Annotated in this window: 7 protein-coding genes; 3 read left to right on the forward strand and 4 right to left on the reverse strand. The window is 61.8% G+C overall.

Translation table 11 applies throughout. The features are described from left to right. Nucleotides 1-158: 158 nt before the first annotated feature. Nucleotides 159-1,547 (reverse strand): dipeptidase, encoded by a 1,389-nt coding sequence (locus tag ACST81_RS01160; protein ID WP_438750976.1) that lies wholly within the window; start codon nt 1,545-1,547, stop codon nt 159-161. Between the two features lie 69 nt (nt 1,548-1,616). Next, the gene (locus ACST81_RS01165; protein ID WP_438753313.1) at nt 1,617-2,048 is read right to left on the reverse strand and encodes a MarR family winged helix-turn-helix transcriptional regulator; all 432 of its coding nucleotides are present in this window, start codon (nt 2,046-2,048) and stop codon (nt 1,617-1,619) included. A gap of 453 nt (nt 2,049-2,501) precedes the next feature. Here ACST81_RS01165 and polA point away from each other — a divergent pair, with 453 nt between their 5' ends. The 3 genes from polA to ACST81_RS01180 all read left to right on the forward strand — a co-directional run bounded on the left by polA (nt 2,502) and on the right by ACST81_RS01180 (nt 7,935). After that, nucleotides 2,502-5,528, forward strand: coding sequence for a DNA polymerase I (gene polA / locus ACST81_RS01170; protein ID WP_438750977.1), 3,027 nt, complete (start codon nt 2,502-2,504; stop codon nt 5,526-5,528). A 373-nt stretch (nt 5,529-5,901) separates the two neighbouring features. Further along, a complete protein-coding gene (locus ACST81_RS01175) occupies nt 5,902-6,864 on the forward strand; it encodes an IS110 family transposase (protein ID WP_438750411.1) in 963 nt (320 codons plus the stop codon). 87 nt (nt 6,865-6,951) lie between these two features. Continuing rightward, nucleotides 6,952-7,935, forward strand: a complete 984-nt coding sequence (locus ACST81_RS01180) for an isopenicillin N synthase family dioxygenase (RefSeq protein WP_438750979.1) — start codon at nt 6,952-6,954, stop codon at nt 7,933-7,935. A gap of 5 nt (nt 7,936-7,940) precedes the next feature. Here ACST81_RS01180 and ACST81_RS01185 read toward each other — a convergent pair whose 3' ends face one another. Further along, nucleotides 7,941-8,582 (reverse strand): TetR family transcriptional regulator, encoded by a 642-nt coding sequence (locus ACST81_RS01185; RefSeq protein WP_438750980.1) that lies wholly within the window; start codon nt 8,580-8,582, stop codon nt 7,941-7,943. A 49-nt stretch (nt 8,583-8,631) separates the two neighbouring features. After that, the gene (locus tag ACST81_RS01190) at nt 8,632-11,772 is read right to left on the reverse strand and encodes a multidrug efflux RND transporter permease subunit (protein WP_438750981.1); all 3,141 of its coding nucleotides are present in this window, start codon (nt 11,770-11,772) and stop codon (nt 8,632-8,634) included. Between the last annotated feature and the right edge of the window lie 5 nt (nt 11,773-11,777).

Here is an 11,777-nt window from a genome sequence, read left to right on the forward strand (position 1 = left end):
GATGAGAACACCCCCGACCGGCAGGGTCAAGGGTGCTAACCGTTAACAGCTGAAGCATGTCGCGCAAAGTATGCAGCGGTTTTGCGAAAACGACATGCGAAACAGAAGAGGCAAAAGCATGCCCGCGAATCTGAAAGATCCGCGACATGCTTTTGGCGTCAGGCAGCCAGCGCGTCGAGAATGCGGATCCAGGAGCGAATGCCCTTGTGGAAGGACTGCAATTCGTATTTCTCGTTCGGCGAATGGATGCGGTCATCGGACAGTCCGAAGCCGACCAGCAGCGATTCCATGCCGAGCATCTTCTGGAAATCGCCGACGATCGGGATCGAGCCGCCCATGCCGATGACCACGGCGGGCTTTGGCCATTCGTCCGACAGGGCAGACTTCGCGGTGTTGAGCAGCGGCGAATCATAGGGCAGCTGGATGGCCGGCGAGCCGCCATGCTTGTGGAACTCGATCGAGCAATCCGCTGGGATTTGCGACGTGACATAGGCGCGGAAAGCCTCGCGGACCTTGTCCGGGTTCTGCGCGCCGACAAGGCGAAAAGACACTTTCGCGGAGGCCTGCGCGGCGATCACGGTCTTGAAGCCTTCGCCGGTATATCCACCCCAGATGCCGTTGACCTCCGCCGTCGGGCGCGCCCAGGTCAGTTCCAGCACCGAGCGGCCCTTTTCACCCGAAGGGATGGACAGGCCGATTTCACCGAGGAATTTTTCGGCCGTCTGGCCCAGCGTTTCCCAGGCAGCCTTGATCTGGGTCGGGGTTTCCTCGACGCCCTCGTAGAAGCCGTCAAGTGTGACACGACCGGTCTCGTCGTGGAGACCGGCAAGAATTTTCGTCAGAATATGAATGGGATTGGCCGCAGCCCCTCCGAAATAACCGGAATGCAGATCGCGGTCGGCCGCCGTGACGACGATCTCCTCGCCGACGAGGCCGCGCAGGCCGGCCGAGATCGCCGGTGTATCGCGGTCCCACATGCTGGTGTCGCAGACCAGGGCGTAATCGGCCTTCAATTCCTTGGCATTGGCTTCCAGGAACGGCTTCAGCGATGGCGATCCGGATTCCTCCTCGCCTTCGAACAGGATGGTCACCTCGCAGGGCAGCGCACCCTCGGTTTCCTTGTAGGCCCGGCAGGCTTCGACAAAGGTCATCAGCTGGCCCTTGTCGTCGGCCGTGCCGCGCCCGGTGATGACCTTGCGGCCGCCTTCCAGCTCCTTGATCGACGGCTCGAACGGCGCCGTGTCCCACAGGTTGAGCGGATCGACCGGCTGGACGTCGTAATGACCGTAGAACAGGACATGCGGAGCGCCGGCCTTTCCGGCGGCATGATGGGCGACGACCATCGGGTGGCCGGGCGTATCGCGCACGGAAGCTTCGAAGCCGAGGCTCGTCAGTTCGGCCACCAGCCACTCCGCCGCCTTGCGGCACTCGGCCTTGTAGGCCGGGTCGGTGGAGATCGACTGGATGCGCACGAGATCGAAAAGCCTGTTGAGGCTCTTGGGGAGGTTTTCATCCGCGCGGGCGAGAGTGCTGGCCGTCTCTGTCATGTCCGAATCCTTCGTGTTTCGGGCGAAACCTAGAGCGTTTCACATCCAAACGGAAGCAATTCTGTTGGCTCAGTTGCGCGTACCGTTGGCAATCGCCATGCGCATATATTCGAGCAGGAGTTCGCGCTCGAAGCGACGGAAGCCGGAAAACAGCGATTGATCGGCCGCCGACGCTGCCTCCTTCGCTTCCGTTTCCATCTGTTTTGCCCTGTCGGTGAGGAATATCTGCTGGGCGCGCTTGTCGGTCGGATGCTTGCGCCGCACGATCAGGCCGTCGCGTTCCATGCGCGCCAACGTGTTGGCCATGGTCGCCTGTTCGATATCCATGCGGTCGAGAAGCTGTTTCTGGGTCAGCCCTTCCTCGGTCCAGAGTTCCAAGAGGATGGGAAACTGCCCCGGCGCAAAGCCGAGTTTCTGACCTCTCTCCTGTAAGGCGCGGGAGAAACTCTTCGCCAGGAGGCTCGCCAGGTATGTCGCAGAATCCATACGATCGAAGGCCATGTCCATGGGTACCCCCGCCCTGCCCCGAAGACAAGTTGCATTGCAGGCGATGGACCGTCCGGAAACGAACTTCACGCTGTTGTGATGGCATCGACCTTTGAGCGTCATTTGACGGGCGGCGCTGTAGACAAACAAAAACCGCCATGGCGGAGGCGGAGCCACGGCGGTCTTGTTGGATTTGGACAAAGGCCCGGAGAGGGGGGATAGGCCTTTGTCCTTACATCTGGCTTCGGCGGGGGACAGGCCTTTGACCAGATGACGGCGTGTTCAGGTGCCGTTGGTCATGATTTGTGGCTCCAAATGTGGCTTTTCAAGGGAGCACGACAGGAAGCTCGCATTACAAATTGGTAACATTCCCGTGAGGGCCCTCAGTTCTTTTGAACTCTCATAAAAGTGACCGCGCCTTGAATGAAATATGGACGCCCATCGCGGCCCGCGCTATCCCTTGTCGCCATGAAAAAAGGTGATCATCTCTTCCTCGTCGACGGCTCCGGATTCATCTTCCGGGCGTTTCATGCCATCCCGCCGCTGAACCGCAAATCGGACGGCCTGCCGGTCAATGCCGTCTCCGGTTTCTGCAACATGCTGTGGAAGCTGCTCACCGATGCGCGCGACACGTCCGTCGGAGTGACGCCGACCCATTTCGCGGTGATCTTCGACTACTCGTCCAAGACCTTCCGCAACGAGCTCTACGACCAGTACAAGGCCAACCGCACAGCACCGCCGGAAGACCTGATCCCGCAATTCGGGCTGATCCGGCATGCCACCCGCGCCTTCAACCTGCCCTGCGTCGAAAAGGAAGGATATGAGGCCGACGACCTGATCGCCACCTATGCCCGGATGGCGGAAGCCGCCGGCGCCGATGTGACGATCGTCTCGTCCGACAAGGACCTGATGCAGCTCGTGAGCGCCAGTGTCTCCATGTATGACAGCATGAAGGACAAGCAGATCTCGATCCCGGAAGTGATCGAGAAATGGGGCGTCCCGCCGGAAAAGATGATCGACCTGCAGGCGATGACGGGCGACAGCACCGACAACGTGCCGGGCATTCCCGGGATCGGCCCGAAGACGGCGGCCCAATTGCTGGAAGAATTCGGCGATCTGGAGACATTGCTTTCCCGCGCCGGCGAAATCAAGCAGGTCAAGCGTCGCGAGAACATCATCGCCAACACGGAGCTTGCCCGCCTGTCGCGGCAACTGGTGATGCTGAAGACCGACACGCCAATCGATGTGCCGCTCGAAGACTTCGAACTGCATCCGCAGGATGGACCGAAACTCGTCGCCTTCCTCAAGGCAATGGAATTCACCACGCTGACGCGCCGCGTTGCGGCGGCGACCGAGACCAATGCTGACGCGGTGGACGTGGCCAACGTTCCCGTCGAATGGGGTGCGGCCGCTCATGGACCGGACCTTGACAAGGGCGAGCTGTCGTCTCCGCCGCCACCCTCTGCCCTGTCCTCGGCAAAATCCGCGGCACTCGGCAGCGCCAAAGACGCAGCAGCGACACTTTCGGGTGCAGCCGACAGCGGACCGTCGGTGGCGACGCCCGGAAGTCTTGCCCAGACCCGCGCCGAAGCGTTCGCCAAGGTCAAGATCGACCGCAGCACCTATGTGACCATCCGTGACGTCGCGACGCTCGATTCCTGGATCGGCGCCGCCCGGGAAACCGGCCTTGTCGCTTTCGATACCGAAACGACCTCGCTCGACGCCATGCAGGCCGATCTCGTCGGCTTCTCGCTGGCGATCGCCGACAACAGCAAGAACCCGTCCGGCACCGACATCCGCGCGGCTTACGTGCCGCTGATCCACAAGACCGGCGGCAACGACCTGTTCAGCGATGGATTGAAGCTGGCGGAGAACCAGATTCCGGTCCCGGTTGCGCTTGAGCGGCTGAAGGACCTGCTGGAGGATTCGTCGGTCCTCAAGATCGCGCAGAACCTCAAGTACGACTATCTCGTCATGCGGCGCCACGGCATCACGATTGCCAGCTTCGATGATACGATGCTGATGTCCTATGTGGTCGATGCCGGCGCAGGTACGCACGGCATGGATTCGCTCTCGGAAAAATGGCTCAATCACCAGCCGATCCCCTACAAGGACGTCGCTGGCACCGGCAAATCCTCCGTTACCTTCGATTATGTCGATATCGACAAGGCGACCGCCTATGCAGCCGAGGATGCGGACGTGACGCTGCGGCTCTGGCAGGTGCTGAAACCGCGTCTCGCAGCCAAGAACCTCAATACGGTTTACGAGCGGCTGGAACGACCGCTGGTTCCGGTGCTGGCGCGCATGGAAGAGCGCGGCATCACCATCGACCGGCAGATCCTGTCGCGTCTGTCAGGCGAACTGGCGCAGGGTGCCGCAGCCCACGAGCACGAAATCTATGCGCTGGTCGGGGAAAGCTTCAACATCGGCTCGCCGAAACAGCTGGGCGACATCCTGTTCGGCCGCCTCGGTCTTCCCGGCGGCGCCAAGACCAAGACCGGCCAGTGGTCGACCTCAGCGCAGGTTCTGGAGGAACTGGCCGCCGAGGGCCATGAATTGCCGCGCAAGATCGTCGATTGGCGGCAGCTGACCAAGCTGAAATCCACCTATACCGACGCCCTTCCCGGCTTCGTCCACCCCGAGACGAAGCGCGTCCACACCTCTTATGCGCTGGCCGCCACGACGACGGGGCGCCTCTCTTCGTCCGATCCGAACCTGCAGAACATTCCGGTGCGCACCGCCGAAGGCCGCAAGATCCGCACGGCCTTCATCTCGACGCCGGGCCACAAGCTGGTTTCGGCCGACTACAGCCAGATCGAACTGCGCGTGCTTGCCCATGTGGCCGAAATTCCGCAGCTGAAACAGGCCTTTTCGGACGGCATCGACATTCACGCCATGACGGCGTCGGAAATGTTCGGCGTGCCGGTCGAGGGCATGCCGAGCGAAATCCGCCGCCGCGCCAAGGCGATCAACTTCGGCATCATCTACGGCATCTCGGCCTTCGGCCTTGCCAACCAGCTGTCGATCGAGCGCTCCGAGGCCGGTGACTACATCAAGAAGTATTTCGAACGCTTCCCAGGCATTCGCGACTACATGGAAAGCACCAAGGCGTTTGTGCGCGAGAACGGTTATGTCGAAACCATCTTCGGCCGGCGCGCCCACTATCCGGATATCCGCTCGTCCAACCCCTCACACCGGGCCTTCAACGAGCGCGCCGCCATCAACGCGCCGATCCAGGGCTCGGCCGCCGACATCATCCGCCGCGCCATGGTGAAGATGGAGCCGGCGCTGGAACAGGCCGGGCTTGCGCAACGCGCCCGCATGCTGCTGCAGGTGCATGACGAATTGATCTTCGAGGTCGAGGATGCCGACGTCGAGCGCTCTATTCCATTGATTGTCTCGGTCATGGAAAATGCCGCCATGCCGGCGCTCGACATGAAGGTGCCGCTTAAGGTGGATGCTCGGGCCGCCCATAACTGGGATGAGGCGCATTAGGGGGCGTTGATAACCCGGAAAGCTTGTTGTTTGACGAAAGCCCCACTCTCCGTCATACGCGCCCTTGTGGCGGGTATCCAGCGACCCGACGTCCGTCGGGTCAAAAGACTCTTTCAGCTCAAAGGCTTGAGCTGGCTGGATTCCTGTGACAAGCACAGGAATTGTCTGTCTGAATCATGCTTTAATGGGGTGAAGCTGGATCATGCCCGGGGTGGCCACCCCGGGCATGATGCGGTCACGCGCCCGAACAGGAATAGGTCTTGACGACCGGCCTCATCCTGGGCCGTGAGCGCACCAGCTTCGCATCGCTTGTTGACTTGAATGGGCCGGTTTTCACCGCGCCCGCAGACAATGCCAAGCATGGAGCCCCATCATGATCGCGAATGCCGATGAAATCCAGTCCACCCTCGGCTGTGATGTCGCCAAGGATACCGTCACCCTTTTCGACAGCCGCACCTTGAAAACTCTCACCGTCTCCAACACGACAGCTGCTCTGAAGGCGGCTCTGAAGCCCTATGCCGGACGCACCGGCATGCTTGCCATCTGCGAGGCGACCGGCGGTTACGAAGACGAACTGCTGCGCGTTCTGGAGAGCCTGGCCATCCCGGCCCACCGCGCCGATGCCGCGCGGGTGAAGGCCTTCATCCGCTCTTGCGGCACGATGGCCAAGACCGACCCGATCGATGCCCGCCATATCGCCGAATACGGCCTCCTGCGGGCAAAATCGCTGCCGCGCTTCCAGGCGCCGGAGCCACAGGACGCGCGCATGAAGCTTTTGGTCGCACGCCGGGCCGACCTCGTTGCCATGCGGGTGCAGGAAGAAAACCGGCTGAAGGCGCCGCGCAACAAGCCGATCGCGCGCGAAATCGCCGGGCATGTCGCCGAGATCAAGCGGCGCATCGATGCCATCGACCGGCAGATCGAGGCGACCGTCAGCGGCAACCGCCGGATGAAGGAGCGTCAGGCGATCCTGCGCGGTGTCCCAGGCATCGGAAAGGTGATCGCTCCCGTCCTGCTCGCCCTCATGCCCGAACTGGGCCAGATCGACCGCAGGCAGGCCGCAAGTCTCGCCGGCTGTGCGCCGCATCCCCGCGACAGCGGCACCTATAAAGGACGGCGATTTGCCACCGGCGGGCGCCGCCAGCTCCGCCCGCTGCTCTTCACCGCCGCCATGGCCGCAAGCCACAGCAAAAGCCACCTCGCCGTCATATACCGACGCCTCCTGGCCGCGGGAAAATCAAAGATGACAGCCCTCGGCGCCCTCATGCGACACATCGTCGTCATCGCAAATGCAAGGCTCAAGGAATATGAAGCCGCCGATGCACGACTGACTTGATGAGGGAGAGAATAGTGGCTGCGGAATGTTCCAAGCGCCCTTCGAGGGCGCCAGAAAATGACTTTATCTGCATCCGGAGCCTGCTTAATGACCGATCGTACCTTCCCCGTTTTCGACCTCGGCGCCTTCGAGACAGCCGACAACACCACGAAACGGATACTCGGCGACAGGGTCGATGCGATATGCCGAGAAACCGGCTTTCTCGCCATCTCCAATCATGGCGTGCCGCAGGCGGTGATCGATGCCGTCTGGCAGAAGGCGCACCAGTTCTTCGATCTTTCCCCGGACGAGAAACAGAAGGTCCGCGCGCCCTACAAGGGCTATCCCTACGGCTATCTCGGCCCGGAACTGGAAGCACTGGCGAAATCGCGCGATGTTGATAGCCCGCCCGATCTGAAGGAAAGCTTCAACGGCGGCCCGCTCCGGCAACCAGCCTCCATCACCGATCCGGAAGCTCTTGCCTTCTGCTACGCGCCGACGATCTGGCCGGATGAGCCCGATGGTTTCGTCGATGCCTGGAAAGCCTATTACGCCGCGCTGGAAGATCTTGCCGCCCGCGTCATGCGGCTTTTCGCCGTGGCGTTGCGGCTGCCGGAAGACTATTTCGAAAGTTTCATCAATGCACCGATCAGCGCGCTCAGGGCTCTCAACTATCCGGAACAGCATGTGCCGCCGAAGCCCGGCCAGTTGCGCGCCGGCGCCCATACCGATTACGGCAGCCTGACAATCCTGTTGCCGCAGGAAGGTTCGAAGGGACTGGAAATCATCACACCGGATGGTGGATGGACGGCTGTTCCGCCGGTGCCCGGTGCCTTCGTCATCAATATCGGCGACCTGATGGCACGTTGGACCAACGATCGCTGGGTTTCCACCCTCCACCGGGTAGTCAACCCCTCTCCGGAAGACGGCGGCATGGCACGCCGGCAATCACTCGCCTTTTTCCACCAGCCCAACTGGGATGCCAAAATCACAGTACTCGACGCCTGCCTCGTCGAAGGCGAAACGGCGAAATATGGCCCGGTCCTTTCTGGCCCCTACCTGATGAGCAAGTTCAAATCCACAGCCGCCTGATGTTTTCAGGGAACAGCGGCCATATCAGCGCCAGCAGGGATGGGGCGGAAACTATCGAACAGCCGCTTCAGCCCTTCCTTGCCTTCGGCCGCCAGATCGAAACGGCGGCCGAACAGCAGCCATTCGCTGCACAGCCCTTCCATCATCCAGCGCAGCGCCTTGGTCGCCGATTGCGGCGTCCAGTTGCCGCTGAGAAAGCCTTCGTTCTTCGCCCGGGCAAAGGCGTTGTCGAGCATGATCGTATGCCGGTCATCGACCTCGCGCTGTTTTTCGAGGACCGGCATGAGGTCCTCGCCATAGGGGCAACGTAGCAGGATGGTGAAGATGCGTTGGCGATGCTCGTCGGCTGCCAGTTCGTCGAGCCAACAGCCGGCCGACGTCTCGATGACGCAGAGGACGTCGGAGGCCGGCCGTTCCGTATCGCGGACGACCATGTCTTCCAAGGGGAGCGATACGGTGTTGTAAAGTTCGAGAAAAAGGTCGGTCTTGTTGGCGAAATGCCAGTAGATCGCACCGCGCGTCACGCCGGCAGCCTTGGCGACATCGTCGAGCGAGGTGTTGGAGACACCCTTTTTGAAGAAGACCCGCTCGGCGGCATGGAGAATGCTGCTGCGCGTCTCTTCCGCCTCGGCCTTTGTCCTGCGCATGGCGTGCCCCTCCTTTGAAAAAGGCCCGCCTGCCGGCGGGCCGCTTTCCTTATTCCGCCGGCGTCGTTACCGCTTCGTCGGAGCCGATCGGCTTCAGCGTCGTGCGGCGGAAGAGCTTCATGATGAAGACGAAGAACACCGGGACGAAGAAGATCGCCAGGATCGTCGCCGAGATCATGCCACCCATGACGCCCGTGCCGATGGCGCGCTGGCTGCCCGAGCTTGCACCCGTGGCGATGGCCAGCGGCAGAACGCCGAGGGTGAAGGCCAGCGAGGTCATCAGGATCGGCCGGAAGCGCAGATGCGCCGCCTCGATCGTCGCATCAAGAAGCGGCTTACCGGCCTCCATCTGCTCCTTGGCGAACTCGATGATCAGGATGGCGTTCTTGGCCGATAGACCGATGATCGCGATCAGGCCGACCTTGAAGTACACGTCATTCGGCATGTCCCGCAGTGTCACCGCCAGCACGGCGCCGATGACGCCGAGCGGCACCACCATCATCACCGCCACCGGAATGCTCCAGCTTTCATAGAGCGCGGCAAGGCACAGGAAGATCAGCAGGCAGGACAGCGCCACAAGAAGCGGTGCCTGCGTGCCCGAGGCGATTTCCTCGCGCGACTGGCCGGTCCACTCATAGCCGAAGCCGGGCGGCAGCTGCGAGAACAGACGCTCCATTTCGGAGATCGCTTCACCGGAGGAATAGCCGGCATTGGCCTGACCGCTGATCGGGACGGACGGATAGCCGTTATAGCCGACCGTCTGGGTCGGGCCGCTGGTCCACTCGATGCTGGCGAAAGCCGACAATGGAACCATGCCGCCATTCGAGTTGCGCACGTTGAGCTTCAGAAGATCGGCCGTCTGCATGCGCCGGTTCTCGTCGGCCTGAACCGTCACACGCTGAAGACGTCCGGCATTCGGGAAGTCGTTGACATAGGACGAACCGAGATTGGTCGAGATCGTCGAGTTGATATCAGTGAAGGCGACGCCGAACGTGTTGGCCTTTTCACGGTCGATGATCAGGTTGACCTGTGCCGCATCCGGCAGGCCGTCGACGCGAACACCCGAGATGATCTGGCTCTGTGCTGCAAGGCCCAGAAGCTGGTCACGCGCCCCCGCAAGCGCCGCGGAACCCTGGCCGCCGCGATCCTGCAGGCGGAATTCGAAGCCGTTCGAGGTGCCGAGACCTTGGATCGGTGGCGGCGACAGCGCAAAGCTGATCGCATCCTTGATCTGGGACATGGCCCCCGATGCACGGCCGGCGATGACGGCGGCGACATCGTTCGGTCCACGATCGGCCCAGTCCTTCAGGGTCACGAAGGCAAGGCCGGCGTTCTGGCCGGTGCCGGAGAAGGAGAAGCCGCTGATGGCGATGATACGCTCGACAGCCGGTTCCTTGCTGAAGATCGCTTCCGTCTGCTCGATAACCTCGGTCGTGCGGTTACCGGTCGCTTCCGACGGCAGTTGCATCGAGACAATGACGAAGCCCTGGTCTTCATCCGGAAGAAAGGACGACGGCAGTTGCATGAACAGGTAGGCGAGGCCGCCGAGCAGCACGACATAGATCAGCATGAAGCGCCAGGTGCGCGTCACCATGCTGGCGACCCAGCCGCTATAACCGTGCGACGCCTTGTCGAAACCCCGGTTGAACAGGCCGAAGAAGCCGCGCTTGGCGTGGTGATGCCCCTTCGGAACCTGCTTCAGGAAGCTGGCGCACAGCGCCGGCGTCAGCGTCAGCGCCAGAAGCGCCGAGAACAGGATCGACACGACCATGGTCAGCGAGAACTGCTGATAGATGACGCCGACGGCACCGGGGAAGAAGGCCATCGGAATGAACACGGCCGACAGGACGAGCGTAATGCCGATGACCGCGCCGGTGATCTGCTTCATCGCCTTGCGGGTCGCTTCCTTCGGCGTGATGCCCTCCTCGGACATGATGCGCTCGACGTTTTCGACGACGATGATGGCGTCATCGACGAGAATGCCGATGGCAAGCACCATGCCGAACATCGTCAACACGTTGATCGAGAAGCCCATGGCCAGCATGGCCGCACAGGTGCCGAGCAACGCCACGGGCACGACCAGCGTCGGGATGATCGTATAGCGGATGTTCTGCAGGAACAGGAACATCACCAGGAACACCAGCGCCACGGCTTCGAGCAGGGTATGGAGAACCTTTTCGATGGAAATCGCCACGAAGGGCGACGTGTCGTAGGGCACCGAATATTCGACGCCCGCCGGGAAGAAGGTCGCCAATTCATCCATGCGCGCCTTGATGGCCGTGGAGGTGGAAAGCGCATTGCCGGTCGGTGTCAGCTGCACGCCGATGGCGGCGGACGGCTTGCCGTTCAGGCGGGTCGAGAAGCTGTAGTCCTGGCCGCCGATTTCGATGCGCGCGACATCGCGCAGCCGCACCGTCGATCCGTCGAGATTGGCGCGCAGGATGATCGCCCCAAACTCCTCGGCAGATGTCAGTTGCCCTTTGATCAGGACGGGAGCGCTGATCTGCTGCGTGATCGGGTTGGGCTGCGCGCCGATGCTGCCCGAGGCGACCTGGGCATTCTGCGCCGTGATCGCGGCATTGATGTCGCCGGCCGTCAGGTTGAGGCCGCGCATCTTGTCCGGGTCCAGCCAGATGCGCATGGCGCGCTCGGTCGCAAACATCTGTGCCCGGCCGACGCCTTCGACGCGCTGGATTTCATTGAGCACGTTGCGGCTGAGATAGTCGCCCAGCGAAACCGCATCCATGGACCCGTCCGTGGAGGTCAGCGCGACAATCATCAGGAAGCCGGAGCCTGCTTCCTCGACCTCGATGCCCTGCTGTCGCACGGCATCGGGAAGACGCGCCTCGACGCGGCGAACGCGGTTCTGAACGTCGATCGACGCGTCGCCGGAATCGGTGCCCGGAGCGAATGTCACGTTGATCGATACACGTCCCGCCGCACTGGAGGTGGACGAGAAATACTGCATGCCTTCGATGCCGTTCAGCTCATTTTCGATGAGCCGGGTGACACTCTGGTAGGTTTCTTCCGAAGAGGCGCCGGGATAACTCGTATTGATCGAGATTTGCGGCGGCGCGACGTTCGGATATTGCGAAATCGGCAGCAAGGGCAGCGCGATGATGCCGGAAATCATGATGAAAAGTGCGACGACCCACGCAAAGATAGGCCGGTCGATAAAGAAACTGGGCATCGATC

The sequence above is a fragment of the Pararhizobium sp. O133 genome (assembly GCF_051669845.1).
Classification (GTDB): domain Bacteria; phylum Pseudomonadota; class Alphaproteobacteria; order Rhizobiales; family Rhizobiaceae; genus Pararhizobium.

Excerpts from the sequence above, each read along its gene's own strand:
- ACST81_RS01160 (WP_438750976.1), bottom strand. The coding sequence starts at position 1,547 with ATGACAGAGACGGCCAGCACTCTCGCCCGCGCGGATGAAAACCTCCCC.
- ACST81_RS01165 (WP_438753313.1), bottom strand. The coding sequence starts at position 2,048 with ATGGCCTTCGATCGTATGGATTCTGCGACATACCTGGCGAGCCTCCTG.
- ACST81_RS01180 (WP_438750979.1), top strand. The coding sequence starts at position 6,952 with ATGACCGATCGTACCTTCCCCGTTTTCGACCTCGGCGCCTTCGAGACA.
- polA (WP_438750977.1), top strand. The coding sequence starts at position 2,502 with ATGAAAAAAGGTGATCATCTCTTCCTCGTCGACGGCTCCGGATTCATC.
- ACST81_RS01185 (WP_438750980.1), bottom strand. The coding sequence starts at position 8,582 with ATGCGCAGGACAAAGGCCGAGGCGGAAGAGACGCGCAGCAGCATTCTC.
- ACST81_RS01190 (WP_438750981.1), bottom strand. The coding sequence starts at position 11,772 with ATGCCCAGTTTCTTTATCGACCGGCCTATCTTTGCGTGGGTCGTCGCA.
- ACST81_RS01175 (WP_438750411.1), top strand. The coding sequence starts at position 5,902 with ATGATCGCGAATGCCGATGAAATCCAGTCCACCCTCGGCTGTGATGTC.